The organism is Streptomyces sp. NPDC048361 (assembly GCF_040651795.1).
GTDB lineage: Bacteria > Actinomycetota > Actinomycetes > Streptomycetales > Streptomycetaceae > Streptomyces.
In genome coordinates this window covers 109,354-135,379 of the sequence record NZ_JBEZKW010000003.1, presented here as the reverse complement: position 1 = coordinate 135,379, position 26,026 = coordinate 109,354, and the positions used below count along the sequence as shown (strand labels likewise).

Below are 26,026 nucleotides of genomic sequence, written 5' to 3'. Positions count from 1 at the left end.
CATGAGGGACTGACATGACGGCCACCGCCCCACCCCTTCGCACCATCGCGAGCAGGCCTCTGACCCGGCTGCTGCTCGTCACGGTGGCGCTGCTCGGCGCGCTCTTCGCGGGCGCCGTGCCCGCGTCCGCGCACGCCGCACTCACCGGCAGCGATCCGAAGGACGGGGCGGTGGTCGCCACCGCGCCCGCCCAGGTCACCCTCACCTTCTCCGAGGGCGTCGCCCTGGACGCCAACTCCATTCGCGTCCTGGATCCCACGGGCAAGCGCTCCGACACCGCCGAACTGATCAACCTGTGCAGCGGGAACATCGTCAAGTACGGCGTCCGGCTGCGCACCGGCATCCCCAACGGCACCTACACCGTGGCCTGGCAGGCGATCTCCGCCGACAGCCACCCCGTCTCCGGCGCCTTCACCTTCTCCATCGGCGCCCCCTCAGCGACCGCCGCCGTCCTCCCCAGCCAGGAGGTGGGCGGCGGTCTCGTCGGCGCCCTCTACGGCATCGCGCGGTACGCGGCATACGCCGGCTTCGTACTGCTCACCGGCGGCGCGGCCTTCGTGCTCGCCTGCTGGCGCCGGGGCGCGGGCGTGAGCGCGGTGCAGCGGGTCGTCGTCGGCGGCTGGCTCACCATGACCGTGGCCACCCTCGCGATGCTGCTGCTCCGCACCCCCTACACCGGCTCAGGGAAGCTCTCGGACGCCTTCGACCTGAACGGGCTCCGGGCCGTCCTGCAGACCAAGCCGGGCGCGGCGCTCATCTCCCGGCTGCTGCTGCTCGGCGCCGCCGCCCTCTTCGTGTCCGTGCTGTTCGGCGCGTACGCCAGGCGCGACGACGAGCACGAGAAGGCCGAGAAGCAGGACCTCACCTTCGGCCTGGCCCTCGGCGGGACCGTGGTCGCCGCCGGGCTCGCCGCCACCTGGGCCCTCGCCGAGCACGCCTCGACGGGGCTCCAGCCCGGCATCGCCATGCCCGTCGACGTACTGCACCTGCTGGCCGTGGCGGCCTGGCTCGGCGGGCTCACCACCCTGCTCGTCGTCCTGTACCGCGCCCCCGACATCGAGCGCGCGGCCGTGCTGCGTTTCTCGCGCCTCGCGTTCTGGAGCGTGGCCGTCCTCGCGGCGACGGGGCTCTACCAGTCGTGGCGTCAGGTGGGCACCTGGTCGGCGCTTGTCGACACCACCTATGGGCAGCTCCTGCTCGTCAAGGTGGGCCTGGTGGCCGTCCTGGTCGCGACCGCCTCGTTCTCGCGGCGCTGGACCGCCCGCCTCTCGGAGCACGCCGCGACCGACGACGGGGCCGCCGTGATCGTGGAGCAGCGCGCGAGCGAGCCGGAGCCCGAACTGGTCACCGTCCCCGAGCCCGTCACCGTGGCTGATCCCGTCACCGCGCCCGAGCCGGTCACCGCCCCCGACCCCGTCCCCGGGCCCGTCCCCCAGCCCGTCACCCTGCCCGCCGACGGCGAGGGCGCCAAGCGGGCCGCTCAACTCGCGCGCCAGCAGGCCGCGATGAGCACCGCACGCGAGAAGCGGGTCCGCGACGCCGATCCCGGGCGGAGCGGGCTGCGCCGCACGGTCCTGGTTGAGGCCGGCGTCGCCGTGGTGCTGCTCGCCGTGACGACGGTGCTGACCTCGACCGAGCCCGGCCGCACCCAGGAGGCCGTGGACCGGGCGAAGGCCGGGTCCCAGGTCGCGGTGGCGGACCGCCCCGTCGACATCCGGCTGCCGTTCGACACCGGCGGCCAGAACGGCAAGGGGACCGTCGAGCTCACCCTCGACCCGGGCCGCACCGGCGCCAACGACCTGCACGTCTATCTCGTGGACCCGTCGGGCAAGCCCAAGGACGCTCCCGAGGTGAAGGTCGCCTTCACCCTGGCCGCCAAATCGGTCGGCCCGCTGCCCGTCGTGCCCGACCACGTGGTGGCCGGACACTGGAGCGCGAGCGGCGTGCAGATCCCGATGGCGGGCGACTGGCAGATCTCGGTGACCGTACGCACCTCCGAGATCGACGAGACCACCGTGGACAAGAACGTCAAGATCGGCTGAGTTGAACTGACATGACCGAGACCAAGAACGCCAACAAGCCCGGGCAGGCCGGCAGGGCCGGGATCACCGAGCAGGCCCCGGGGACTTCCGCCGAGCCCGGCCTGGACATCTCCCGGCGCAAGCTGCTCGGCACCGTCGGCGGCGTGGGCGTGGCCGGTCTGGCGCTGGGCGCGGCGGGCGGGGCCGGGGTGTACGCGGCGGTCGAATCGCCGGATGCCACGAGCCCGCTGTCGACGGTCGGTTCCACGGAGGTGATGTTTCACGGGAAACATCAAGCGGGGATCAGCACTCCGCTTCAGTCCACCGGCCATCTGATCGCCTTCGACCTTGCGCCCGGCGCCGGGCGCAAGGAGGCCGCCGCCCTGATGCGCCGCTGGTCGGCGACGGCCAGGGCACTCATGGCTGGCGAGCCCGCGGGCAGCGGCGACACCGGGGTCGCGCTGGACGCCGGCCCCTCCTCGCTGACCGTCACCTTCGGCTTCGGCCACAGCTTCTTCGACCGTACGCAGCTGACCGACCGGCGCCCCGGCCAGCTGGACCCGCTGCCCGACTTCTCCTCCGACCAGCTCGACCCCAAGCGCTCCAACGGCGACCTGTGGGTGCAGATCGGCGCGGACGACGCACTGGTCGCCTTCCACGCCCTGCGCGCGATCCAGCAGGACGCCGGCGCCGCGGCCAAGGTGCGCTGGCAGATGAACGGCTTCAACCGCACCCCGGGCGCCACCGAGAAGCCGATGACCGCGCGCAATCTGATGGGCCAGATCGACGGCACCGGCAATCCCAAGGTCGCGGACGCCGACTTCGAACAGCGCATCTTCGTGCCCGACACCGGGCAGCCGGCCTGGATGGCGGGCGGCTCGTACGCGGTCGTACGCCGCATCCGGATGCTTCTGGACACCTGGGAGAAGCTGCCGCTCACCGATCAGGAGAAGGTGATCGGCCGCAGGAAGTCGAACGGCGCCCCTCTTTCGGGGGGTACCGAGACGACCGCGATGAAGCTCGACACGTTCGGGCCGGACGGCAAGCTGGTCATCCCGGAGAACGCGCACGCCCGTATCGCCGCCCCGGAACAGAACGGCGGGGCGGCCATGCTGCGCCGCGCGTTCTCCTACCACGACGGCATCGCGGCGGACGGCACGCCGGACGCGGGGCTGCTCTTCGTCTGCTGGCAGGCCGACCCGGTCAGAGGCTTCGTACCGGTGCAGCGCAAGCTCGACCGGGGGGACGCGCTGTCCGCGTTCGTACGCCACGAGGCGAGCGGTCTGTTCGCGGTGCCGGGCGGGCCGCGGGCGGGCGAATACGTGGGCCAGCGGCTCTTGGAGACGTGAGGGGCGGGAGGCGCCCAAGGGGCGTGCCCGGCGGGCGGGACGGCCGGTCCGGGCGGTGCGTGCCGGGGACTTCGGGCCATTAGTGTGAACCGCATGTCCGCCACGCGCTACACCTATCTGGGTCCCGAGGGCACGTTCACCGAGGCCGCCCTGCGCACCCTCCCCGAGGCAGCCACCCGCGAACTGGTCCCGATGGTCTCCGTGCCGGCCGCCCTGGACGCGGTGCGCAACGGGGAGGCGGCCGCGGCGCTCGTGCCCATCGAGAACTCGGTGGAGGGCGGCATCACCACCACGCTCGACCAGCTGGTCTCGGGCGAGCCGCTGATGATCTATCGCGAGGTGCTGCTCTCCATCAAATTCGCGCTGCTCGTGCGCCCGGGGACCGCGCTCGCGGACATCAAGTCGGTCACCGCGCACCCGGCCGCCCAGCCCCAGGTGCGCAAGTGGCTGCAGGCCAATCTGCCGGAGGCGCTCTGGGAGTCGTCGGCCTCCAACGCCGATGGCGCCCGCCTCGTCCAGGAAGGGCGGTACGACGCGGCGTTCGCGGGCGAGTTCGCGGCGGCGACGTACGGCCTCGAACCGCTGATCACCGATATCCACGACGCGGTCAACGCGCAGACCCGTTTCGTGCTCGTCGGCCGCCCGGCCCGCCCGGCGGCGCCGACCGGCGCGGACAAGACCTCGGTGGTGGTGTGGCAGCGCGACGACCACCCCGGCGCCCTGCTCGAACTGCTCCAGGAGTTCTCGGTGCGCGGGGTCAACCTGATGCTGCTCCAGTCCCGGCCGACCGGTCAGGGCATCGGCAACTACTGCTTCGCCATCGACGCCGAGGGCCACATCTCGGAGCGGCGCGTAGGGGAGGCCCTGATGGGGCTGCGGCGCATCTGCCCGGAGATCCGCTTCCTCGGCTCCTACCCGCGGGCGGAGGTCACGCTGGACGACGTTCGGCCGCCGCGCCAGGGGACCTCGGACGCGGAGTTCGACAGGGCCGCGGACTGGCTGGCCCACTGCCAGGACGGGCGTGCGTAAGGCCGCTCGGAGGACTGGCGCGTGCCAGGCCGCTCGGGAGGGGCAGGACTGTCGGGCGCGAGGGCGCTCAGGAGGCGTTGTCCCCAGCTTTGTGGCGGCTTCACAGCCGGTCCTACCTGCTGATTTTCGTTGTCCACAAAGTTATCCACAGGCCCGGTTCTCGACCTGTGGGTAAGTCGACAACACAACCGGACACAGTCGACAAATCCCTCTAGTGACGACACATCAGTCCACAGGCCACCAGGACGCCCTCTGTCACCTCAATTCCATTGATCAACTCTTTAGAGCGAGTAATTCCCACCCGAATGAGTGTGTGGAGCGGGTTTGGTAGGGGAAACCTCGGTCCCGCATGCGGCTTTCGGAATGATCCCTTCCGCAGTCCACAGATCTCCCACACAGCCTGTGGATAAGTTTCCGAGCGCGTCCACCTCTGTGGACAAGTCCGGTGCACGGCAAGGGAGTCGGTCAACGACCATCCCGAAAGCGCCTCTTTTCAGGGAATAGCGGCGCTTTCCTTGACTCCTGCCGACATCCGCCCGGGAATTGCGAGCGCCAGCATTGCCAATTCGGTCAATGCGGACAAAGCGCCACGCGGGTGGGGCGCGCGGGGGATATACCGGTGGGGTGGCAGGAGTCCGCACCGGTAGCCTGGAGGGGTGATTGACCTTCGCCTGCTCCGTGAGGACCCCGACCGTGTTCGCGCCTCCCAGCGCGCCCGTGGAGAGGACGTCGCCCTTGTCGACGCCCTGCTCTCCGCCGACGAGCTGCGCAGGTCCTCGGGCCTCCGCTTCGACGAACTGCGCTCCGAGCAGAAGTCGCTCGGCAAGCTCATCCCCAAGGCCACGCCGGACGAGCGCGCCGAGCTCCTGAAGAAGGCCGAGCAGCTCAAGACCGACGTCAAGGCCGCGGAGGCCGCGCAGAACGACGCCGACGAGCAGGCCAAGCGGCTGCTTCTGCAGCTCGGCAACATCGTCCACACGGACGTGCCGGTCGGCGGCGAGGAGGACTTCGTCGTCCTGGAGACGCACGGCACCATCCGCGACTTCGGCGCCGAGGGCTTCGAGCCCAAGGACCACCTGGAGCTCGGCGAGGCGCTCGGCGCCATCGACGTCGAGCGCGGCGCCAAGGTGTCGGGCTCGCGCTTCTACTACCTGACCGGCGTCGGCGCGCTCCTGGAGCTCGCCCTGGTCAACGCCGCGATCGCGCAGGCCACCGAGGCCGGCTTCATCCCGATGCTCACCCCCGCTCTGGTCCGCCCGCGCGCCATGGAGGGCACCGGTTTCCTCGGCCAGGCCGCCGAGAACGTGTACCACCTGGAGAAGGACGACTACTACCTGGTCGGCACCTCCGAGGTCCCGCTCGCCGCGTACCACATGGACGAGATCCTCGACGCGGACAAGCTGCCGATGCGCTACGCCGGCTTCTCGCCCTGCTTCCGCCGCGAGGCCGGTACGTACGGCAAGGACACCCGGGGCATCTTCCGGGTCCACCAGTTCGACAAGGTCGAGATGTTCTCCTACGTCCACCCGGACGACGCGGAGAACGAGCACAAGCGGCTCCTGGAGTGGGAGAAGCAGTGGCTCACCGCCCTTGAACTGCCCTTCCAGGTCATCGACGTCGCCACCGGCGACCTCGGCTCCTCGGCCTCGCGCAAGTTCGACTGCGAGGCCTGGATCCCGACCCAGGGCAAGTACCGCGAGCTGACCTCGGCCTCCAACTGCGACGGCTTCCAGGCACGGCGTCTGTCGGTCCGCATGCGCGACACCAGCGACGGCAAGAGCAAGGTCACCCCGCTCTCCACGCTGAACGGCACGCTGTGCGCGGTCCCGCGCACGATCGTGGCGATCCTGGAGAACCACCAGCAGGCCGACGGCTCGGTGCGCGTCCCGGCCGCGCTCCGCCCCTACCTGGGCGGTCGCGAGGTCCTGGAGCCGATCGCCAAGTGAACACCGCCCCGGGCCGCCCGTTCCCGTACAAGCTGGTCGCGACCGACCTCGACGGCACGCTGCTGCGCTCCGACGGCTCGGTCTCGCAGCGCACCCGTGACGCGCTGGCCGCCGCCACGGCGGCCGGCGCCGCGCACATCGTGGTGACCGGCCGCGCGGTGAACTGGACCCGGCACATCCTGGACGACCTGGGGTACGACGGGCTCGCGGTGTGCGGACAGGGCGCGCAGGTCTACCACGCCGGTGAGCACAGGCTTCTGACGTCGGTGACGCTCGACCGCCAGCTCGCCGGGCTCGCGCTGTCCAAGATCGAGGCGGAGATCGGCCCGCTCGCGCTCGCGGCTAGCCGCGACGGGCTCGACGGCGACGTACTGGTCGGCCCCGGCTACCGGGTCCAGGAGGGACCGCTACCGGTCAACCGCTTCGAGGACCTCGCCGAGCTGTGGTCGGCCCCGCTGAACAAGGTCTACATCCAGCACCCCGACTACGACGACGACGCGCTCGCGGCGATCACACGGCAGGTCGTCGGCAGCCTGGTCGGCGTGGTCATGGCGGGCGCCGGCGTCGTGGAGCTGCTGCCGCTCGGCCTCAGCAAGGCGACGGGCCTCTCGCTCGCGGCGCGCCGGCTCGGCTGCAAGGCGGCGGACACCATCGCGTTCGGGGACATGCCCAACGACATACCGATGTTCGGCTGGGCCGAGCACGGCGTGGCAATGGCCAACGCCCATGACGAGCTGAAGGCCGTGGCACACGAGATCACGGCCTCCAACGACGACGACGGCATCGCCGTGGTGCTGGAGCAGCTGCTGCAGGGGTGAGCCGGTGGCTCGATCAGTAAGGGGCGTCCGCCATAGCGGACGCCCCTTACCCATGGTGCCGCTGCGCGTACTCATGGGTGTCGCTGCGCGGGACTCATGAGCCCCTTACCCACTGTGTCGCGGCGCGGGACTCATAGGTGTCGCTACGTGGGGAGGGGCGGCCTCGCGCGAATGCGCGCTCGAAGCGGCCGCCCCTGTGCAGCCGCGCACGGGCGGCGAACCGGAGTCGTCGGTGCTGCTCCGGCGCCTGCCTCGCGCCGCCCCGCACAAGAGCCCGACAACCCGTGCAGACGGTCGCCGTCGTGCTCCTCCCCCGTGCCGCGGGCCGCGCATCACATGTACGGCTGCGTCAACCACTGTGCCCGGCAGGGTCGTTGGCCGCCACTGGTTTTTGCCCGGGCAGGTCCCTGGTCAGCGGCCAGCAGGCGAACCCGATGAACAGCGCCGTCACATGGCCGAGGTCGGTGAACGTACCGCCGGTGGCGAGCGGAATGCCGAAGAACCCGAGCACCCCCGCCAGATAGAACCAGCGCCACGGCCGGGCCAGCCGGTAGACGAGGATCCCGGCCGACGCGGCCAGCCCGTAGCTGACGCCGATGTCGACGACATGGGACATGGCATGCGCCAGACGCCGGGGCAGATGCTGGTTCTGGATCGACCACAGCACGTACTCCTGGCTGATCAGAGTCGCCACCACATGCCCGACGACGACCGTGCACAGCCAGCGCAACGTGCCGAGCCAGCGCTCCACCGTGCCGTGGACCACCTCGAACATCACCAGGTAGAGCAGGAGCGAGGACGGGTTCTCGATCCAGAAGGCGCTGGTGAAGAGGGACTGCACGGGATGGCGGGTCAGCTCGTGGATGTTGCTGCTGTTGCGGTGCAGCAGGAACCGTTCGAACTCCCGCGTGGAGAGCTGGATGACGAGGCTGGTGACCGCGATGGACAGCAGCCAGATGTGCGTACCGGGCGTGGAACGCACCCAGGCGCGGATCGGCCGCGAGGGCTCGGCGCCGCGGTTGAGCAGGGTCGTCATCCCTAGATGATGGCGTGTGACGCTGAGGAAGCCATGAGCCGCCATGCCGGGACAGTTGTAGGATGACCAGTTGTAGGATGACTGGGCAACCGGGTGAATGGAGTAGGGCGTGGCTCTTCGGACGGCGGGGCGGCAGTCCCTGGTGGACACCGTGGTCGATCAGCTGCGGGCCCAGCTGACCGGCGGCGACTGGGCGGTCGGCGACCGCATCCCGACCGAGCACGAGCTCGCCGAGCAGCTGGGCGTCGGCCGCAACACGGTCCGTGAGGCGGTACGCGTCCTGGTCCACGCCGGGCTGCTCGAGTCCCGCCAGGGCAACGGCACGTTCGTACGCTCCACGGCCGACCCCTCCGCGGTCCTCCAGGGAATTCGCGCCGCCGGCACCCTTGACGTGCTCGAACTCCGCGTCGCATTGGAGGCCGAAGCCGCCCGGCTCGCCGCGGAACGCCGGGACACGGCCGACATGGTGGCCCTGCGCGGCGCGCTGCGGTCCCTGCGCGAACAGGGCGACCGTGCCGCCGACGCCGACATGGCGTTCCACATGGGAGTCGTCCAGGCCACCCACAACCCGGCCTTCATCGAGGTCTACCGGTTCTTCTCGGTCCAGGTGCACGAGAGCCTGATCACGTCGCTGCGAGACGAGGAGATGCCCCCGATCGACCTCGACACACACGAGGCCCTGGTCGACGCGATCGAGAGCGGCGACCCGGCGGCCGCGGAACACACGGTCCGCGAACTGCTCCGCAAGCCGCTGGAAGCGGTGCGTGCGGTGACCGCACGGCGCTCCTCGGCGCGCGAGTGATGCGTGAGGGCGCGGGGCGCGGGTGTCACGTGAGGTCCCGGCATGCGGGTGCCGGGTGAAGTCACGGCCCGCGGGTCCGTGAGGTCACGGCGCGAGAGTGCCGCGTGAGGACGCGGCGCGAGAAGTACGTACACGTTGAGAAAGGTGCTTGTTTTGTCACGCCCCGATGCTGATCAACTGCTGTTGCCCGATGCCGAAGCCGATGTGCGGCCCTCGCCCCAGGGTCTCGCCGCACGGCGGGCGCTGCTCGCGCATCCGGTGGTGCTGCTGGTCGGGATCGTGCTGGCGTCGGTGAACATGCGCGCGGCGCTGGCCAGCGTGTCACCGCTGGTGGGCGAGATCAGCGAATCGTTCGGCCTCTCGTCGACCGCGAGCAGCCTGGTCACCTCCGTACCCGTACTCTTCCTGGGGCTCGGCGCGCTGGTCGCGCCGTGGCTGGCCCGCCGTTTCGGCAGCGAGCCCGTGCTGCTGTTCGCCCTGCTGCTCCTGGCGGTCGGCATCGTGGTGCGGGTGGCCCCCTCGGCGGTGGCGCTGTACGGCGGAGGCGTGCTGGTCGGCACGGCGATAGCCCTGCTCAATGTGCTGATGCCCGGCCTGATCAAGCGCGACTTCCCCGACAAGGCGGCGTCGATGACGTCGGTCTACACCGGCGCGATGATCGCGGGCGCGACCCTGGTGGCCGCGTCCTCGGTGCCCCTGGAGAAGGCGTTCGGCGGCAGCTGGGAGGCATCCCTCGCGGTGTGGTCGCTCCTGGCGGTGCTCGCGGCGGTGGCTTGGCTGCCGCAGGTCCTGATCGCGCGGGGCCGTACCGGTCATGAGGTACGCGGTGCTGCCCCCAACGGCTCCGCTTCCGGCTCGGCTCCCGCTTCCGCTGCCGCGGTCAAGAGTGTGTGGCGCTCCGCCCTCGCCTGGCAGGTCACCCTCTTTATGGGCCTCCAGTCGCTCTGGTCGTACGTTCTGATCGCGTGGATGCCGACGATCCTCACGGACCACGGCATGAGCCGCTCCACGGCCGGGGTGATCTTCGCGTTCAACAACCTGATCCAGGTGGCGGGCGCCTTCGGCGTACCGCTCCTGGCCGGCCGGATGCGCAGCCAGCGCCCGCTGATCGTGCTGGTCACCTCGCTCGTCGCCGCCGGATACGCGGGCCTGATGATCGCCCCGGTGAGCGGCGCCTGGCTCTGGTCGGGGGTGCTCGGCATCGGGCAGGGCGGCGCGGTGGGCCTGGCCCTCACCATGATCGTGCTGCGCTCGGGAGACGCCCGCACGGCGGCCCGGCTGTCCGGCATGGCCCAGACGGTCGGTTACCTGCTGGCCGCCGCGGGCCCGATCGCCGCGGGCGCCGTCCACCAGGCGACGGGCGGCTGGACCGTGCCGATCGCCCTCGTCCTCGGCGTCTGCGCGGCGGCCCTTGCGGTGGGCCTCTTCGCGGCCCGCGACCGGACGGTCTGACGCGCGGTGCGGGGGGTTTCGGAGGGTCTCGGGGGGCCGAGGGCCCCCGGGGGCGGACGCTTCGAGACTCCCGGGGGCTCCCAGGGGCTTGGCGAGACCTTTGTTCCCAACAGGTGTTCCCCGGATGCGTGACTTGTACGAAAGTCCGCTCGTTGTCCCATGTGCGTGGAGGCAACTGGGGTTAGTGGCGTCGTACCTTTCGTGAATTCGGGGATTGCCGGTCGCGGTACAGACCGGTCATTGAGTCAGTGGCGTAGATGAGCGGACCTCCACCCCTGCGGCCCGGGGTCAGGGCGTTCCTGTCATGCACCGACGACCATGAACGGAAGGCCGACAACCATGCCATCCGAAGCCGCCCTACTCGAATCTCGCACCTTGCGCGCCGACCATCGGGGGGCGTGTCGACGTCCTGGAGAAGGTCAGGGCGTTGCAGGTGCTACCCGATGGTCTGCATGTGACCACGGACGGAGTCGCCCAGTACTTTGCTGTCCACAAGCAGGCTGTGCATAGCGTGGTCAAGCGGCACCGCGAAGAGCTCACCGCTAATGGAATGACCACCCTTAGCGGTGATGACCTGCGGCTCGATGACGTGGCCAAAACGGCCACGCCACCCTGCGCCACCCCGGAGAGTTATCCACAGGGGCGCTCCACCTCCGGCTCTTCACCCGCCGAGCCGTCCTCAACGTAGCCATGCTCCTTCGCGACAGCGAAGTTGCCCGCTGCGTGCGTAGCTACCTCCTCGACACCGAGGAGGCTCCCCGGACCGTCATCGCGAGCGACCCCCGCTACGACGGCCTGGACCTGCGGGTCGGCAACCTGGAGAGCTCCATGGCCCAGATCGGGCCGGCGCTCCAGGAACTCGGTCCGCTGCTCGGCCGGATGTCGGTGCGGCTCGATTCGCTCGATCATCGGATGGCCGCGATGGACCACCGCATGGAGGCGATGGACCGCCGGCTGGGGGCGATGGACCTCCGGCTGGAGGCCGTGGACCGCCGCGTCGAATCTCTGGACCGCCGGCTCGACGCCACCAACCACGTGGTGGGGGCGATGAGCGTCCGGCTCACGGATCTCACCGAGGACGTCGCCGACATCCAGCGGCGCCTCCCCCACCCGCCGCACCCGCGCCGCAAGCGCCGGAGGTAACCACGCGGGACGGGAAACAGCCGGGCCCCGCGCGGCAGGCACAGGAGGCCGGGCTCCTGCACCAATGCGACTGGGGCCCGGGCTCCCGCACAAGCACGACCTGGGCCGGCTCCCAGACAAAAGGCGGCGCCCGGTGGCGGATTGTCGCCGCCGGGCACCGCCCCCGCTCTCAAGGAGCCCCGTCCCGGGAGCCCCCGCTCAGGGAGCCCCCGGAGCCCCCGTCCCGGGACCCGCTCAAGGAACCCGCCCAGGCACCCCCGCCCAGGAAAGCCCCGTCACTCCTCCCCGGCCAGCTTCAGCGTGCGCAGCTTCTGGCCCGCGTACCAGGTGGCCACCGCGGTCACGCCCACAAGGAGGGTCACCGCGAGCGGCAGCCCCACGTCGGAGGAGATCACACCGTTCTCGCCGATCCGCTGGGCGAGGGCGAGCGACCACTGCTGCACGCTCAGCGTGCGGGCGCCCGGCACCAGGTTGCCGAAGAGCGCCTCCCAGACCAGCGCGTACACCAGGCCGAAGACCACGGCGTGCCGGGTGATGGTGCCGAGCAGCAGGAAGACCGCGGCGTACGCGATGGAGGCGACCAGGGCCGCCACGGTGTAGGCGATGGCGATCTGCTGGCCGTTGCCGTTCAGGATGAACCCGGCGATCAGCGTGGGGATCGCGGAGAACGCCATCGTCACGGCGATCGCGACGATCAGCTTGGTGACGATGATCGTGGACCGCTTCACCGGCTTGGCGAGCAGGTAGACGATCGAGCCGTCGTCGATCTCCGGACCGATGGCGCCCGTACCGGCGATGACACCGATCAGCGGCACCATCGTGGCGAGCGCGAAGCTGCCGAGGAGGTCGGCGGTGACCTGGTCGTCGGCTCCGCTGCTGAACGACCGTACGGCGACGGAGATCACGATCAGCAGAGCCGGCAGGACGAAGAGAATGGCGGCCCGGCGGCGGCCGAGCAGAGCCCGGTAGGTGAGCCGGGCGACGGTCGGGTTGTACATGGGAACGTCCGCTCCTTTCTGGAGGCGCTCAGGCCGCTACGAGGTAGGAGAAGACGGATTCGAGGGACTCGTCCGAGGGCGAGACCGTCAGCAGACGGATGCCGTTCGCCCTGGCCACCTGGGGGAGCAGGGTGGTGAACCGGCCGAAGTCGACGGCCTGGATGCGCAGGGCGCCCTCCTTGAGGTCCACCTCGATCCCGGCGGTCGAGGGGTCGGCGATCAGCGCCGCAGCCAGTGCGCGGTCGTCGCTCGAGCGGATCAGATAGCGATGCGGGCGGTCCGTCATGAGGCGGCGGATCTTGCGGAAGTCGCCGCTGGCCGCGTGGCGTCCGGCCACGATGACCTCGATGTGCGAGGCGAGCTGCTCGACCTCTTCGAGGATGTGCGAGGAGAAGAGAACCGTGCGGCCCTCGGCCCCCATCCGCCGCAGCAGCTCCATCAGTTGCATCCGCTGGCGCGGGTCCATGCCGTTGAACGGCTCGTCGAGCAGGAGCACCGACGGGTTGTGCACGAGGGCGGAGGCCATCTTGACGCGCTGGCGCATGCCCTTGCTGTAGGTCTGGATCTTGCGGTCCTGCGCGTACTCCATCTCGACCGTGGCCAGGGCCTGGCCGGCCTCGCGCGCACCGAGGCCGTGCAACTCGGCGTTGGCGACGACGAATTCGCGGCCCGTGAGGAAGTCGTACATGGCTTCCCGCTCGGGGACGATGCCGACCTTCTTGTAGACGGACTCGTTGCGCCAGATCTGCTCGCCGTCGAGCGTGACCGTTCCCGTGGAGGGCGCGAGGAAACCGCCCATCATGTTGATCAGGGTGGACTTTCCGGCGCCGTTGGGACCGAGCAGCCCGGTGACGCCGGGGCCGATCGTCATGGTGACGTCGTTGACCGCCACCACGTTGCCGAACCAGCGTGAGGTGTGGTCGATGTCGATGGTGGTCACAGCCCCACCTTCCGGTAGCGGCGGGTCAGCACGGCGTACGAGCCGTAGATGAGCGCGAGGACGACGAGCAGGTAGACCGCTCCGGCTCCGGATCCCGGGCCGTGGCCGCCGGGGAAGTTGGAGCTCGCTCCGAGGAACGCGGTCTGCACGCCGTCGATGAGCGTGATGGGCGAGAACAGGCCGAGCCACTGGACCGCTCCGGGGGAGCCCTGGTTGAAGGCGATGGCCTGGACCGCGGAGACGGCGCCGTAGGAGACCGTCAGCACGGCGATGACCGCGGCGACTCCGAAGCCGCGGCGCGGTGTGAGTGCGGCGATGACCAGGCCGAGGCCGGCGAAGAGGAGGGAGAGCAGTGCCACCGATACCAGCCCCTGGGCGAACCCCTTCGTCTGGTCCGCGAAGTCGAGTTTGGCGAGCAGAGCGCCGATGTAGAGGATCACCAGGGGCGCGCCCGTGATGATGAACAGCGCCGACGCCATGGCGGAGAACTTGGCCAGGACGTAGTCGACGTGCTCGATCGGCCGCGAGAAGTACAGCGGCACCGTCTTGAAGCGCAGGTCCCGTGAGACGGACTGGGGTGCCTGCGCCGCGATGAACAGGCCGATGACTGCCTGCAACAGGATCGCGTACCGCGTGTACTGGACCGGCAGGTCGTTGGCCTTAGTGGCGACGGCGACCGCGACCAGGATGGCCGCCGGCACGCACATCACCGCGAACAGCAGCATGGGCAGGACCTTGGACTTGGCGCTGCGGCCGAGCCCGTACGCTCCGCGCAGCGACTGCGAGAAGAGCGAGCGGCGCGCGTAGGCCCGGCCGAGGCGGGGGCCGTCGTAGGTGCGGTAACCGATGTTGTGGATCTGGGTCTGGGCGCTGTCAGTTGCCATCGCGGCCGCCTCCCTTGTGCTCGGTGCCGGCCGCAGTGGCTGCCCATGCGGCGGCGCGTTCGGAGACCGGCTCCCGCGCCGGGGTCTGGAACACCTCGGCGATGTGGTGGCGGCGCTGTTCCATCCGTACGAGACCGAGGCCGAGGTGGGCCACGGTGTCGCGGACCGTGTCGTAGACGTCCTCGCCGGTGGCCTCGACCAGGAGGATGTGGCCGGCGCCCGGCAGCCCGTCCTCGACGCCCGCGTGCAGGGTGAGGCCGGCCGCGGTCAGTGCCTTGCGGACCGCCTCCGTGCCGTCGGGGTGGCTGTCGGAGTCGGTGACCTCGACCGCCAGGGTGGTGGTGGTCTGGGTGAAGTCGCTGGTGGAGCTGGAGCGCAGCAACTGCCCGCCGTCGACGACCACGACGTGGTCGCAGGTGCGCTCCAGCTCGCCCAGGAGATGCGAGGTGACCAGGACCGAGATGCCGAAGTCGGTGTGGATACGGCGGATCAGGCCGAGCATCTCGTCGCGGCCGACGGGGTCGAGGCCGTTGGTCGGCTCGTCCAGGAGGACCAGTTGGGGGTCATGGACGAGAGCTTGGGCGAGCTTGACGCGCTGCTTCATGCCGGTCGAATAGCCGCCGATGGGCCGGTAGCGCTCCTCGTAGAGACCCACGTGGCGCAGCGTGTCCGCGGTGCGTTCGCGAGCGGCGGTGGCCGGCAGGCCCGACATGCGCGCCATGTGCACGACGAACTCGGTGGCCGAGACGTCGGGCGGCAGACAGTCGTGCTCCGGCATGTAGCCCACCCGCTCACGGATGGCGGCGCCACTGGTGGCGACGTCCAGGCCGAGCACGGCGGCGGTGCCCTCCGTGGCGGGCGAGAGACCAAGAAGGATCTTGATCAACGTGGACTTGCCGGCTCCGTTGGCGCCCACCAGCCCGGTCACACCGGGGCCGATGTCCAACGACAGCCGGTCAAGCGCGGTCACCCTGGGGAACCGCTTGCTCAGGCTTTCGGTCGCGATCACAGTCACGTCATCGACGGTAGTGGCGCGGGCCACACGAATCGTCAGACCAGACGGCTGGATCCATATCCGACTCCAGAGGTACGGCCCCGTAGGGGACCCCGTACGTGAGGCGGAGGGGTTCGCCGTCCCGAGCGACGCCGTTGTCCACAATCACGCCGTTGTCCACAGGCTTGCGCAGGGCCCTTGACGCAGCCGCCGGGCATTGTCACATTCATCAGTGTCAAGTTACGCACGCGTAGGGCGACAGGGGTGGACGGATGCCATCGGCAGTGAAGGCTCGGCCCGACTCGCGGCTGAGCGGGTTCAAAGAGGTGCAGAGCCTCGCGTACGAATGCGCGGAGGCGGTTGCCGCCCAGCTCAAGCCGGGGGTGACCGAGCGGGACGCGGCGCGCATGCAGCGGGAGTGGCTGGGTGAGCGGGGCGTGCGGGACTGGTTCCATCTGCCCTTCGCCTGGTTCGGTGACCGCACGGCGTTCGTCAACTTCCGCGTCCCGCTGCAGTTCTTCCCCACCAACCGGCGCCTGGAGGCGGGGATGCCCTTCATCCTCGACATGGCCCCGGTCTACAAGGGCTTCACCGCCGACGTCGGCTACTCGGGCTGCCTCGGCCTCAACCCGGTGCACGACCGGCTGCTCGCCGACCTTGAGGCGCACCGCGCGCTGATCCTGCGCGAGGTGCGCGAGAAGCGGCCGCTGCGCGAGATCTACGAGAGCGTCGACCGGCTCATGGTCCGCCAGGGCTATGCCAACCGGCATCGCGCCTATCCGTTCGGGGTGATCGCCCACAAGATCGACCGGGTGAAGGAGCGCCGCTGGTCGCCGACGGTCTTCGGGTTCGGCACCCAGGCACTGAAGGGCCTCGCGAGCGACGCGGTCCACGGCCACCGGGACGGCTGGTCACCCCTGTGGTCCCCCTACACGTTCTCCGACCACCCGCCCCACCCGGGGCTGTGGGCGGTCGAGCCGCACCTCGGGTTCCGGGGTACGGGCGCGAAGTTCGAGGAGATCCTGGTCGTCACCGACTCCAGGGATCCGGAGCAGAGCGCGTTCTGGCTGGACGACGACCTGCCGCATGTGCGGCGCTGGGCCGAGGAGAAGGCGGCGTGAGCGTGACGAACGGGCACATCGAGGGGGCGCGCGAGCGCTGGGTGCGGACCGGCGGCGTAGAGCTGTGCGTGGCGGAACTGGGCGACGACGCCCAGCCGACCGTGGTGCTCGTGCACGGCTACCCCGACAGCAAAGAGGTGTGGTCCGAGGTGGCCCGGCAGCTCGCCGAGCACTTCCACGTGGTGCTGTACGACGTGCGCGGTCACGGCCGTTCCACGGCGCCCGCGCCGTTGCGCGGCGGGTTCACCCTGGAGAAGCTGACCGACGACTTCCTGGCGGTCGCGGACGCGGTCAGCCCCGGCAGGCCGGTCCATCTGGTGGGTCACGACTGGGGGTCGGTGCAGGGCTGGGAGTTCGCCACCGTCGAGCGCGCCCAAGGCCGCATAGCCTCCTTCACCTCGATGTCGGGCCCTTCGCTGGACCACTTCGGCCACTGGATCAAGAAGCGCCTGCGCCGCCCGGGCCCGCGCGCGACGGCTCAACTGCTCGGCCAGGGCGCCAAGTCCTGGTACGTGTACATGCTGCACACCCCGGTCCTTCCCGAGCTCGCGTGGCGCGGCCCGCTCGGCAAGCAGTGGCCCAAGATCCTTCAGCGGATGGAGAAGGTGCCCGCCGACGGTTACCCCACGGCCTCGCTGCCGCAGGACGCGGCGCACGGCGCCTGGCTCTACCGCGACAACGTCCGCGCCCGGCTGCGCCGTCCCCGTGCCGACGCGTACGCGCATGTGCCCGTCCAGCTGATCACGCCGCTCGACGACGCGTTCCTCTCGCCGAAGCTCTCCGCCGACCTTGAGCACTGGGCGCCCCGCCTGGTGCGGCGCACCCTTCCCGCCAAGCACTGGGTGCCACGCACCCGGCCGGATCAACTGGCCGCCTGGATCACCGAGTTCGTCCGTGCCAACGAGGACGGCATACCGGCGCAGGACGCCGTGGCGACGGGACCGTACGCCGACCGGTTCGGCGGACAGCTCGTCCTGGTGACCGGAGCCGCGAGCGGCATCGGCCGTGCCACGGCCTTCGCGTTCGCCGAGGCGGGGGCGCGGATCGTCGCCGTGGACCGGGACGCCGAGGGCGCGACCCGGACCGCCGAGATGTCCCGCCTCATCGGCGCGCCCGAGGCGTGGGGGGAGGCCGTCGACGTCAGCGACGAGCAGGCGATGGAGAAGCTCGCCGAGAAGGTGGCCTGCGAGTACGGCATCGTCGACGTCCTGGTCAACAACGCCGGGATCGGGCTCTCCGGCTCGTTCTTCGACACCACCGCCGAGGACTGGAAGAAGGTCCTCGACGTCAACCTCTGGGGTGTCATCCACGGCTGCCGGATCTTCGGCAAGCAGATGGCCGACCGCGGCCAGGGCGGCCACATCGTCAACACCGCCTCCGCCGCCGCCTACCAGCCCTCCCGGGCGCTGCCCGCCTACAGCACGTCGAAGGCAGCGGTCCTGATGCTCAGCGAGTGCCTGCGCGCCGAGCTGGCCGGGCAGGGCATCGGCGTCTCCGCGATCTGCCCCGGCCTGGTCAACACCAACATCACCTCGACGACGCACTTCGCCGGAGCGGACGCCGCCGAGGAGAAGCGCCTCCAGAAGAAGACCTCCCGCCTGTACGGACTGCGCAACTTCCCGCCGGAGAAGGTCGCTTCGGCGATCCTGCGTGCCGTCGTGAAGAACCAGGCCGTGGTGCCGGTGACGCCCGAGGCCCGCGGCGCTCACCTCATGTCCCGTTTCACGCCGAGGGCGTTGCGCGCGATCGCCCGCCTGGAGCCGCCGCTGTGAGCACGGAGCGCCGAGACGGCACCCAGGGCGAGGAGCACTACCGGATATCCCCACGCCGGGTCGCGTTCGACTGGGACGAGACACCGCTGCACTGGATACCGGACGAGCCCACCGCCACCCACGTCATCAATGTGCTGCACCTGCTGCTTCCGGCGGGCGAGCGCTGGTTCGTGAAGGTCTTCAAAGAAGCCCTGCCGCTGGTCACCGACCCCGCACTGCTCAAAGACGTCAAGGGGTTCATGGGTCAGGAGGCCACCCACAGTGTTCAACACTCCTATGTCCTTGACCACTTGGCGCTCCAGCGCCTCGACACCACGCCCTACACGCGGCACGTCGACTTCCTCTTCGACAAGCTCCTCGGCGAGGCGCCGCCGTTCGGCGCCCCCATCCCGACGCAGGAGTGGCTGCGCTTCCGGCTCTCACTGATCGCCGCCATCGAGCAGTTCACGGCGGTCCTCGGCACCTGGGTGCTGGACGCCGAGGGCCTGGACGGCGCCGGATGCGACGCGGTCATGCTCGACCTGCTGCGCTGGCACGGCGCCGAGGAGGTCGAGCACCGGGCCGTCGCTTTCGACATGTACCAGCACTGCGGTGGCACAGGCCTGCCCCGGTACATCCGCCGCGTTGAAGGAATGGCCGTCGTCGCCCCGGTGCTGCTGTGGCTGTGGGCGTGGGGCGCCTCCTACCTCATCCGCCATGACCCCCAACTCGGCGGCCGGATGCGCTATTCACTGCGTGAACACAACCGGGCGGTACGCCGCGGCCTGCTGCCCACCTGGAAGGAACTGGGCTCGGCCATACCCCGCTACCTGCGCCGGTCGTACCATCCCTCGCAGGAGGGCTCCCTGCGCAAGGCCGTCGAATACCTCGCGACCTCGCCGGCGGCCCGAGCGGCGGCGGGCGCGGTGGGCCGCGCCGCCCTGGGTTAGAGGGAGTGGGTTTGTCCGGGCAGTCAGCACTTCAGCAGGTGGCGTCTCAGCCACCGGCTCCGGCCGAGTACCGGATCGAGGACCTGGCGCATGCCAGCGGCGCCACGGTCCGCACGATCCGCGCCTACCAGGACCGCGGACTGCTGCCCCGGCCCGAGCGACGCGGCCGCTCCAATGTGTATGGCGAAACCCATCTGGCCCGGCTGCGCCAGATCGCCGATCTGCTCGACCGTGGCTACACCCTGGCTTCCATCAAGGAACTCCTGGAGGCCTGGGACGCGGGCCGCGGACTCGGCGGCGTGCTCGGCCTCGTCGTCGAGGTCAACGGTCCGTGGACCGACGAGGAGGCGGCTCGGATCTCCCGCGCCGATCTCGACGCGACGTTCGGCGGCGACCCCGACGACGACGCCGTGGCCGAGGCCGTGGAGCTCGGCATCCTGGAACGCATACCGGACAACGACACAGAGTTCCTCGTCCCCAGCCCTCAAGAGCTGGCAGTGGCCGCCGAGTTGCATGCCGCGGGCGTTCCGCTCGACGCCATCTCCGGCCATCTGCGCGAGCTGCGGGGCCAGGTCGAACACATCGCGGCCCGCTTCCTCGACTTCACCACGGAACACGTCTTCGCCCGCTACCTCGGCCCCCACCCCCCGAGCGACACCGACGCCGCCGAAGCAGCCGAACTGGTACGGCGTTTGCGCCCGCTGGCCCAACAGACCGTAGACGCCGAACTCGCGCGCGCGATGCGCCTGTTCGCCACCCGCCATCTCCAGAAACACCTGGGCACTCCCGCGGCCGCCCCGCCCGACCCGGACCCCGCCCTCGTGACACTCCCCACGCACACAGTCCGCGCCGTTCAAGCCCTAGTCGGCCAGGACAAAGTCGCCGCGTTCATCGCCGCGGCCGCCGAACGCGAGGTGCAGTCGCGGACGTTGGACGTGTTGTCCGGTCAACACGTATCAGAACGCGAAGGTCAGTCGACCAACTGAGCCTTAGGCGAGACAAATTGCGCAAATGCCATGTACGAGACGCGAGTTATCCACACGATCGCCAAATGCCCTGTGGATAACTCGACTTCATTGTGGAACAAACACAACTACCCCTCTCCGTCGGGTGATTGAGGTCACTCTTCATCGATCCGCGAGCCAGTCGCCGTGGAAGCCGAACGGCACGCGCTGAGGAAGATGAACTGTCGCGACCGGGGGAGCCGCGAGGTCGTCCGCGTCCAGGATGACGAGATCGCTGGTGTCCCTCGCGGCGTCGTACACATAACTGAGCAGCCAGCCCGGGCCCCCCGGCCGGTCGTCCGCCGGGGCGAACGCCGCCTCTGCCGGGGTCCGCCCCGCCGCGAAGTCGTGCCGCGCCACCGATCCCGTCCGCAGGTCGTACCGGAGCAGCGCCCCCGGTGTGGGACCCGAGGAGGGTGACTGCGCCACCGTGACGTGCCCGAACCGAGCTTCCAGGCCGGCCAGCCGGTCGTCGATCCGGGGAAACTCACAGGCCTGGTCGTCGAGCTGCTCCTCGTCCGCCACGCCGGTCCCCAGGTCCAGCGTCCACTTCCACAGGGACGGCCGCTCGGCGCCCAGACGCTCGTACCGCACCACGTGCAGCACGATGCGCTCCCCACACCCCGCATCGTCGCCCGGCTCGTCATACGCGTTCAGCGCGTGGAAGACGTAGCAGGGGTCGATCTCCAGCCACCGCACCTCGCCATAGGGATCGTCCCTGCGCAGCACTCCCAGGCGTGCCCCGTGCCCCGCGTCCCAGCGGTAGGGCATCCCGCCGCCCGACCGTATCGCCGTCTCCAGGTCGAAGACCGCGGGGAGGTCCATGAACACCACGTGGGCGGCGGTGAGGTGGAAGTCGTGCATCATCGTCGCCGCCGGCACCTCCACGGGTCGGCTCACCACCAACTCTCCCCGTGCGTCGGCACGGTGGTAGGTGAGATACGGCTCGCGGAGCATGCCGTACCCGAAGAAGTGCAGCTCGCCGGTGGTCGGGCAGGTTTTGGGGTGCGCGGTCATGGCGGTGATGAGCCGCCCACCGAAGTCGTACGGACCCAGCGTCTCCAGTTCACGCCCGGGCCGGCAGTCCAGCTCGTACGGGAAGGACGACTCCACCAGAGCCAGCGTGCGCCCGGCATGCCGCACGACATGGGTGTTGGCGACCCCGGCGGTGAGGTCGGTGTTGCCCTCCCGGTCGTGGACCCGCGCCCCGTGCGTGAGGGTGGAGGTGCGCACCCAGCGGTTGCGGTAGGAGCGGGCCCTGCCTCCTTCGAGCCGGACGCCGTGGACCATCCCGTCCCCGAAGAACCAGTGCGGGGACGCGGCATCGTGCGGGTTGGGGCCGTTGCGGACGTACCAACCGGACAGCTCCGGCGGTATGGCACCGGTGACGGGCAGCTCGTAAGTGGTCAGTTCTTCCGGGACAGGGGCGAAGTTGCCCGCGAGGTGCGCGGAAGTACTGTGCGTCGCCGTCATGGTCAGGCACCCTTGAGGACGGCGGCGCGACGGGCGCGCTCCGGGTACTGGGCGGTGACGACGGCCGGGATGGCGAAGCCCGCGACCTGAGCCGCGATCGAGGCGATGCTGCCCAACGACTCCGCGTCGATGACGGCGAGCGCTATGGCGGTCAGCGTGAAGGCGAGGGCCCAGACAGAGGTCAGCACCACGTTGATCCGCAGGAACACCGGGTTGGTCCACACTTCACGCGGCGCCTGCCGCTTGGCGATCCCGGTGGTGAAGGGCTTGCGCACGGCGAGCGTGGCCCAGGCGGTCAGCGCCAGCCAGCCGGTGGCCAGCGCGCCGCCGTACTCACGCAGCCCGCTGTCCGTGGCGGCGAACGCTATGACGCTCAGGACGGCGAAGAAGGCAATCGTGGACTGCTCCAGGATCAGGGAGTCGGCAGGCACCCCGCGCCTGCGGTCCATGGTGAAGAGGTAGGCGGCCGTGACGAGGGCGGCGAGCGCGCCCCACTGCCAATGCGCGCTGCCGACGGCGGCGAAAACGATCCACGGGATGAAACCGCGCAGGTAGTTCATGGGAGTCCCCCTCTGCTCCGGGCGTCCCCACCCGGCTCCACATTCCAACTTCGACATGTCGAATGTAGAGGTTCCGCGATTGACGTGTCAAGAGTGGAATGTAAAGTGCTGTGCATGAGCCTCCGCCACGCAGTCCTGGGCCTGCTGTCCGACCGCCCGGCCAGCGGTTACGACCTGATGAAACTGTTCGAGACCTCGCTCGCCCACGTCTGGTCGGCGACGCAGAGCCAGGTCTATGGAGAGCTCGGCAAACTCGCCGACGCCGGGCTGGTCGAGGTCTCCGCCGAGGGCCCGCGCGGGCGCAAGGAGTACGCGATCACGCCGGCGGGCCGAGGCGAGCTGCGCCACTGGCTCACCGAGGTCGAGCCGGTCCGCACCCGCCGGAGCGATTCCTTGCTCCGGGTCTTCTTCCTCGGCGAGCTCACCCCCGTTGAGGCGCAAACGTATCTGCTCACCGAGGCCGAGCGCTCGGCTCGCCAACTCGCCGGTCTCCAGCAGGCGGAGGCGTCCATCGACTGGGACGACGATGCGATCTCGGTGCACGGCCGCCTCGCCCTCGAGTACGGAAAACGACTGAGCGTCATGCACGAGGAGTGGGCGCGGTGGGCGGCGCAGCAGCTCAAGCCCTGACGAGGCACACCGGCGTGGGCGGCACACCAGCTCAACCCCTGGCAGGGCACACCGGCACGGACATAGGGATGCCGTGCCCGGGTGGCGCCCGGCACCCTTGCGCCATGACACACACCCCGCACCCGCAGGAGCCGCCGCGCGACGGCGCGCGACCGCTCCCGGACGACAGACGCACCGTGAAGGTGTCCAAGTACCTGTCGAAACACCTGCGCCATCAGCCCGAACGGATCGGCATCGTGCTCGATCCGAACGGCTGGGTTGAGATCGACGTGCTGCTGCGAGCAGCCGCCGCGCATCGCTTCCCCGTCACCCGCACCGAGCTCGACCATGTGGTCGCCACCAACGACAAGCGGCGTTTCGCCGTGGAGGGCGGCCGGATCCGGGCCAGCCAGGGCCATACCGTCGCCGTCGACCTGGACCTGCCGGCCGACGAACCGCCCGCGTACCTCTACCACGGCACCGTCGCCCGCGCCCTCGACGCGATCCGTACCGAAGGCCTGCGCCCGATGGACCGCCACCACGTCCACCTCTCGCCCGACCGGGAGACCGCCGGCCGAGTCGGTGCCCGCCGCGGCCGTCCCGTGGTGCTGAGTGTGGACGCCGGGGCCATGCACCGGGCCGGCCACGTCTTCCACATCAGCGCCAACGGGGTCTGGCTCACCGATGCCGTGCCGCCGGAGTACCTACGGCTACCGGGCTGAGCCCTCGCTTGGCATGATCGGCGTCATGATCCATCCGCATCTGCCCACCACCGAATCCGTGGTCGGCGCGATTCGCGTGATCGCCGACGAGCATCGGCTGGAGGTCGAGGTCACTCACGACATCGGCGCCGACCGGACTTCACGGCGTACCTCGGCCGGCGCGTTCACCGTCCTCGACCCGGACGGATCCCTGCCGCACGAGGCATACGTCGAACTCGGCGGGTCCCCGTCCGTGACGGTACGGGTGTATCCGGAGGACGACGCTCACATCACCGTCGACGGGGTGCAATTCGACGATGTTCCGCGCGACCACGTACCGGCTTTCCTGCGCTCTCTCTACGGCGGGCTCGCCCACGTCAAGGGCCGCGTCTTCCCGCCGGGCTGGTGGCTGGTCGTACCCCTCCCCGGCGACGAGACCTACAAGGAACTGGTCCCGATGGGCGCGCTCATCCCCTGGATGAGCGCGCGCGTCCGGAGCAGGAAGAACTAGCGCCTTCCCCGGCCGCCGAGTTGTGCGAGACCCTCGGTCGCGATCCGCTCGAAAATCTGCTGGTCGGCGGCGAAGCCGGAGTCCGGGACCGGCGTGTGCAGGACGATCTCAGTGATGCCGAGTTCGAAGTGGCGTCCTGCGAAATCCACGAACGCGTCGAGGGATTCCAGGTGACGCCTGGGCTGTGGGGTGAAACCGGTGAGCAGGATCTTGTCCAGCTCCCCGGCGTCCCGGCCGATCTCCTCGCAGGCCGCGCCCAGCTTCTTGAGCTGGCCGCCGATCGCCTCGACGGACTGCTCCGGCGTCCCGGTCTCGAACAGCTTCGGGTCGCCCGTGGTCACCCACGCCTGCCCGTGCTTCGCGGCCAGCTTCAACCCGCGCGGGCCGGTCGCGGCCACGGCGAAGGGGATTCGGGGCCGCTGGACACAGCCGGGGATGTTGCGCGCCTCGATCGCCGAGTAGAAGGTGCCCTCGTAAGTCACCGCCTCCTCGGTGAGGAGCCGGTCGAGCAGCGGCACGAACTCGCCGAAGCGGTCGGCCCGTTCACGCGGCGTCCACGCCTCCTGCCCCAGCACAGTGGCGTCGAAGCCGTTGCCGCCCGCGCCGATCCCGAGGGTGAGCCGGCCGCCGGAGACGTCGTCGAGGGTGAGCAGATCCTTGGCGAGCGTCACCGGATGACGGAAGTTCGGCGAGGTGACGAGCGTGCCGAGCCGCAGCCGGGTGGTGGCGGCAGCGGCGGCGGTGAGCGTGGGGACCGCGCCGAACCACGGACCGTCCCGGAAAGTCCGCCAGGACAGATGGTCGTAGGTGTACGCCGTGTGGAAGCCGAGCTCCTCGGCGCGCGTCCATGTGTCACGGCCTCCGTCGTGCCAGCGGTCGATCGGCAGAATCACAGTGCTCAGTCGCATGGGACGACCCTACGAGAGCCGAGCAGGTGCCGCATCGACTGGGCGGCGCGGACGGCGGCGTCACCGCAGCAGTTGTTGAACAGGACGTGGACCTCTTGGGCCTGCTCGGCCATCGTGCGGATGCGCGGTGCCCACTCCGCCAGCTCATCGTGTGTGTACCCGTGACGGAACCGCTCCTCCTTGCTGCCGGTGCCCCAGGCGCTGTTGCGACCGTGGAAGCGCACCAGGGCGAGCTCCGGGGTGGTGACCCTGACAACCGGGGGCACGGAGGTGGGGAGCGTCTGGACCATGTCCACGGCCACGGCGGCTGTGCCCAACTCCGTGAGGAGGGCGGTCGTCGCATCGATGTAGCCGGGTCGCCACCAGTCGGGGTGCCGGAACTCCACGGCCATCGGCCATCCCGCGGCACGTTCACGGCATCGACGCAGGAACTGCACAGCGGGCTTTCCCGGTGCGAGCCGGGGCGGGAACTGAAAGACAAGCGTGCCCAGGCGACCGGACGCACGCAAGGGTTCAAGGGCGCCACTGAACCGGTTCCACACCTCGTCGAGCAGTCCGTCATCACTGCCTGTCCGCTGCCGCGCGAGGGCCGGACGCAGGTCGGCGGGCAGCGCTTCCGGCCGCGTCGGATGCCCGGTGAGCAGGGAGAACGCCTTCACGTCGAACCGGAAGCCCTCTGGGGTGCGGTCGGCCCACAGCAAGCTGTTGCGGGTGCTGGGCAGCCCGTAGTACGTGGAGTCCACCTCGGCCACCGGGAACTGTTCGGCGTAGTGCCGCAGTCTGCCCTCCGCGCCACGGCGGCCCCGGGGGTACCAGCCGCTGGACACCAGCGCCTTGTCCGTCCACGAGCAGGTTCCGACCCGGATCTGTCCCATCTCGCCAGCCTTCCCCGGGCCCGGTGGCAGATGCGTCCTGCGCTCGGGAGCACCCTCGCCCCCAGGCGGCCCGAAGCACCACCACCGTCGCGTACGCCCCCCTGTGCCCCGGACGCACCGGTCAGCGCACTCATCTGTGCGCCCACTCGCA

Annotated in this window: 24 protein-coding genes; 15 read left to right on the top strand and 9 right to left on the bottom strand. The window is 70.1% G+C overall.

The window, feature by feature from the left end:
- Nucleotides 1–14: 14 nt before the first annotated feature.
- The 5 genes from AB0D31_RS02970 to AB0D31_RS02950 all read left to right on the top strand — a co-directional run bounded on the left by AB0D31_RS02970 (nucleotide 15) and on the right by AB0D31_RS02950 (nucleotide 7,163).
- Nucleotides 15–2,042 (top strand): copper resistance protein CopC, encoded by a 2,028-nt coding sequence (locus AB0D31_RS02970; protein WP_362716120.1) that lies wholly within the window; start codon nucleotides 15–17, stop codon nucleotides 2,040–2,042.
- Nucleotides 2,043–2,053: 11 nt separating this feature from the next.
- Nucleotides 2,054–3,370, top strand: coding sequence for an iron uptake transporter deferrochelatase/peroxidase subunit (efeB, locus tag AB0D31_RS02965; protein WP_362716117.1), 1,317 nt, complete (start codon nucleotides 2,054–2,056; stop codon nucleotides 3,368–3,370).
- 93 nt (nucleotides 3,371–3,463) lie between these two features.
- Entirely contained in the window at nucleotides 3,464–4,399 is a 936-nt protein-coding gene (pheA, locus tag AB0D31_RS02960; protein ID WP_362716114.1) for a prephenate dehydratase, read from the top strand.
- A 656-nt stretch (nucleotides 4,400–5,055) separates the two neighbouring features.
- Entirely contained in the window at nucleotides 5,056–6,345 is a 1,290-nt protein-coding gene (gene serS, locus AB0D31_RS02955) for a serine--tRNA ligase (RefSeq protein WP_362716111.1), read from the top strand.
- Entirely contained in the window at nucleotides 6,342–7,163 is an 822-nt protein-coding gene (locus AB0D31_RS02950; RefSeq protein ID WP_362716108.1) for an HAD family hydrolase, read from the top strand. The genes serS and AB0D31_RS02950 overlap by 4 nt, the downstream gene beginning before the upstream one ends.
- Nucleotides 7,164–7,512: 349 nt before the next feature.
- Here the strand turns inward: AB0D31_RS02950 and AB0D31_RS02945 are convergent, their stop codons facing one another.
- Nucleotides 7,513–8,199 carry a rhomboid-like protein gene (locus AB0D31_RS02945; RefSeq protein ID WP_362716105.1) on the bottom strand — a complete coding sequence of 229 codons (687 nt, stop codon included), beginning with the start codon at nucleotides 8,197–8,199 and terminating at the stop codon, nucleotides 7,513–7,515.
- A gap of 109 nt (nucleotides 8,200–8,308) precedes the next feature.
- Here AB0D31_RS02945 and AB0D31_RS02940 point away from each other — a divergent pair, with 109 nt between their 5' ends.
- The 3 genes from AB0D31_RS02940 to AB0D31_RS02930 all read left to right on the top strand — a co-directional run bounded on the left by AB0D31_RS02940 (nucleotide 8,309) and on the right by AB0D31_RS02930 (nucleotide 11,596).
- Nucleotides 8,309–9,001: a FadR/GntR family transcriptional regulator gene (locus AB0D31_RS02940; RefSeq protein ID WP_362716103.1), complete on the top strand. Its 693-nt coding sequence runs from the start codon at nucleotides 8,309–8,311 to the stop codon at nucleotides 8,999–9,001.
- A 153-nt stretch (nucleotides 9,002–9,154) separates the two neighbouring features.
- Complete coding sequence (locus AB0D31_RS02935) at nucleotides 9,155–10,453, top strand: MFS transporter (RefSeq protein ID WP_362716100.1); 1,299 nt, start codon at nucleotides 9,155–9,157, stop codon at nucleotides 10,451–10,453.
- Between the two features lie 723 nt (nucleotides 10,454–11,176).
- A complete protein-coding gene (locus AB0D31_RS02930) occupies nucleotides 11,177–11,596 on the top strand; it encodes a hypothetical protein (protein WP_362716097.1) in 420 nt (139 codons plus the stop codon).
- Nucleotides 11,597–11,871: 275 nt separating this feature from the next.
- On the opposite strand, the gene AB0D31_RS02925 is transcribed toward AB0D31_RS02930, so the two are convergent.
- The 4 genes from AB0D31_RS02925 to AB0D31_RS02910 are packed head-to-tail and all read right to left on the bottom strand — an operon-like array spanning nucleotide 11,872 to nucleotide 15,427.
- The gene (locus tag AB0D31_RS02925; RefSeq protein WP_362716094.1) at nucleotides 11,872–12,594 is read right to left on the bottom strand and encodes an ABC transporter permease; all 723 of its coding nucleotides are present in this window, start codon (nucleotides 12,592–12,594) and stop codon (nucleotides 11,872–11,874) included.
- A gap of 28 nt (nucleotides 12,595–12,622) precedes the next feature.
- Nucleotides 12,623–13,534: an ABC transporter ATP-binding protein gene (locus AB0D31_RS02920; protein ID WP_362716091.1), complete on the bottom strand. Its 912-nt coding sequence runs from the start codon at nucleotides 13,532–13,534 to the stop codon at nucleotides 12,623–12,625.
- Nucleotides 13,531–14,418, bottom strand: coding sequence for an ABC transporter permease subunit (locus AB0D31_RS02915; RefSeq protein WP_362716088.1), 888 nt, complete (start codon nucleotides 14,416–14,418; stop codon nucleotides 13,531–13,533). The genes AB0D31_RS02920 and AB0D31_RS02915 overlap by 4 nt, the downstream gene beginning before the upstream one ends.
- Nucleotides 14,408–15,427: an ABC transporter ATP-binding protein gene (locus AB0D31_RS02910; RefSeq protein ID WP_362716277.1), complete on the bottom strand. Its 1,020-nt coding sequence runs from the start codon at nucleotides 15,425–15,427 to the stop codon at nucleotides 14,408–14,410. Before AB0D31_RS02910 ends, AB0D31_RS02915 begins: the two co-directional genes overlap by 11 nt.
- A 257-nt stretch (nucleotides 15,428–15,684) precedes the next feature.
- Between AB0D31_RS02910 and AB0D31_RS02905 the strand changes: the two genes are divergently transcribed.
- From AB0D31_RS02905 to AB0D31_RS02890, 4 genes are read left to right on the top strand one after another with little or no spacing between them, the layout of a single operon-like run.
- On the top strand, nucleotides 15,685–16,533 hold the full coding sequence (locus AB0D31_RS02905; RefSeq protein ID WP_362716085.1) for a M24 family metallopeptidase: 849 nt from the start codon (nucleotides 15,685–15,687) through the stop codon (nucleotides 16,531–16,533).
- Between the two features lie 2 nt (nucleotides 16,534–16,535).
- The gene (locus AB0D31_RS02900; protein ID WP_362716274.1) at nucleotides 16,536–18,305 is read left to right on the top strand and encodes an SDR family oxidoreductase; all 1,770 of its coding nucleotides are present in this window, start codon (nucleotides 16,536–16,538) and stop codon (nucleotides 18,303–18,305) included.
- Nucleotides 18,302–19,234: a metal-dependent hydrolase gene (locus AB0D31_RS02895; RefSeq protein WP_362716082.1), complete on the top strand. Its 933-nt coding sequence runs from the start codon at nucleotides 18,302–18,304 to the stop codon at nucleotides 19,232–19,234. Before AB0D31_RS02900 ends, AB0D31_RS02895 begins: the two co-directional genes overlap by 4 nt.
- A gap of 38 nt (nucleotides 19,235–19,272) precedes the next feature.
- Nucleotides 19,273–20,220, top strand: a complete 948-nt coding sequence (locus AB0D31_RS02890; RefSeq protein ID WP_362716079.1) for a MerR family transcriptional regulator — start codon at nucleotides 19,273–19,275, stop codon at nucleotides 20,218–20,220.
- Nucleotides 20,221–20,361: 141 nt separating this feature from the next.
- Here AB0D31_RS02890 and AB0D31_RS02885 read toward each other — a convergent pair whose 3' ends face one another.
- Nucleotides 20,362–21,711 (bottom strand): carotenoid oxygenase family protein, encoded by a 1,350-nt coding sequence (locus AB0D31_RS02885; RefSeq protein ID WP_362716077.1) that lies wholly within the window; start codon nucleotides 21,709–21,711, stop codon nucleotides 20,362–20,364.
- A 2-nt stretch (nucleotides 21,712–21,713) separates the two neighbouring features.
- Nucleotides 21,714–22,271 (bottom strand): hypothetical protein, encoded by a 558-nt coding sequence (locus AB0D31_RS02880; RefSeq protein WP_362716074.1) that lies wholly within the window; start codon nucleotides 22,269–22,271, stop codon nucleotides 21,714–21,716.
- A gap of 114 nt (nucleotides 22,272–22,385) precedes the next feature.
- Here AB0D31_RS02880 and AB0D31_RS02875 point away from each other — a divergent pair, with 114 nt between their 5' ends.
- The 3 genes from AB0D31_RS02875 (at nucleotide 22,386) to AB0D31_RS02865 (ending at nucleotide 24,092) form a co-directional block, all read left to right on the top strand.
- The gene (locus AB0D31_RS02875; protein WP_362716071.1) at nucleotides 22,386–22,901 is read left to right on the top strand and encodes a PadR family transcriptional regulator; all 516 of its coding nucleotides are present in this window, start codon (nucleotides 22,386–22,388) and stop codon (nucleotides 22,899–22,901) included.
- Between the two features lie 104 nt (nucleotides 22,902–23,005).
- Nucleotides 23,006–23,602 carry an RNA 2'-phosphotransferase gene (locus tag AB0D31_RS02870; protein ID WP_362716068.1) on the top strand — a complete coding sequence of 199 codons (597 nt, stop codon included), beginning with the start codon at nucleotides 23,006–23,008 and terminating at the stop codon, nucleotides 23,600–23,602.
- A 25-nt stretch (nucleotides 23,603–23,627) separates the two neighbouring features.
- Nucleotides 23,628–24,092, top strand: a complete 465-nt coding sequence (locus AB0D31_RS02865; protein ID WP_362716065.1) for a hypothetical protein — start codon at nucleotides 23,628–23,630, stop codon at nucleotides 24,090–24,092.
- On the opposite strand, the gene AB0D31_RS02860 is transcribed toward AB0D31_RS02865, so the two are convergent.
- Nucleotides 24,089–25,000: an LLM class flavin-dependent oxidoreductase gene (locus tag AB0D31_RS02860; RefSeq protein ID WP_362716062.1), complete on the bottom strand. Its 912-nt coding sequence runs from the start codon at nucleotides 24,998–25,000 to the stop codon at nucleotides 24,089–24,091. The two genes, AB0D31_RS02865 and AB0D31_RS02860, sit on opposite strands and share 4 nt — an antisense overlap.
- Nucleotides 24,991–25,875, bottom strand: coding sequence for a DUF72 domain-containing protein (locus AB0D31_RS02855; protein WP_362716059.1), 885 nt, complete (start codon nucleotides 25,873–25,875; stop codon nucleotides 24,991–24,993). The genes AB0D31_RS02860 and AB0D31_RS02855 overlap by 10 nt, the downstream gene beginning before the upstream one ends.
- Nucleotides 25,876–26,026 lie beyond the last annotated feature (151 nt).

Coding starts and splice junctions, on each gene's coding strand:
- AB0D31_RS02970 (WP_362716120.1), top strand. CDS start 15: ATGACGGCCACCGCCCCACCCCTTCGCACCATCGCGAGCAGGCCTCTG.
- efeB (WP_362716117.1), top strand. CDS start 2,054: ATGACCGAGACCAAGAACGCCAACAAGCCCGGGCAGGCCGGCAGGGCC.
- pheA (WP_362716114.1), top strand. CDS start 3,464: ATGTCCGCCACGCGCTACACCTATCTGGGTCCCGAGGGCACGTTCACC.
- AB0D31_RS02945 (WP_362716105.1), bottom strand. CDS start 8,199: ATGACGACCCTGCTCAACCGCGGCGCCGAGCCCTCGCGGCCGATCCGC.
- AB0D31_RS02925 (WP_362716094.1), bottom strand. CDS start 12,594: ATGTACAACCCGACCGTCGCCCGGCTCACCTACCGGGCTCTGCTCGGC.
- AB0D31_RS02915 (WP_362716088.1), bottom strand. CDS start 14,418: ATGGCAACTGACAGCGCCCAGACCCAGATCCACAACATCGGTTACCGC.
- AB0D31_RS02905 (WP_362716085.1), top strand. CDS start 15,685: ATGCCATCGGCAGTGAAGGCTCGGCCCGACTCGCGGCTGAGCGGGTTC.
- AB0D31_RS02885 (WP_362716077.1), bottom strand. CDS start 21,711: ATGACGGCGACGCACAGTACTTCCGCGCACCTCGCGGGCAACTTCGCC.
- AB0D31_RS02880 (WP_362716074.1), bottom strand. CDS start 22,271: ATGAACTACCTGCGCGGTTTCATCCCGTGGATCGTTTTCGCCGCCGTC.
- AB0D31_RS02875 (WP_362716071.1), top strand. CDS start 22,386: ATGAGCCTCCGCCACGCAGTCCTGGGCCTGCTGTCCGACCGCCCGGCC.
- AB0D31_RS02870 (WP_362716068.1), top strand. CDS start 23,006: ATGACACACACCCCGCACCCGCAGGAGCCGCCGCGCGACGGCGCGCGA.
- AB0D31_RS02865 (WP_362716065.1), top strand. CDS start 23,628: ATGATCCATCCGCATCTGCCCACCACCGAATCCGTGGTCGGCGCGATT.
- AB0D31_RS02860 (WP_362716062.1), bottom strand. CDS start 25,000: ATGCGACTGAGCACTGTGATTCTGCCGATCGACCGCTGGCACGACGGA.
- AB0D31_RS02855 (WP_362716059.1), bottom strand. CDS start 25,875: ATGGGACAGATCCGGGTCGGAACCTGCTCGTGGACGGACAAGGCGCTG.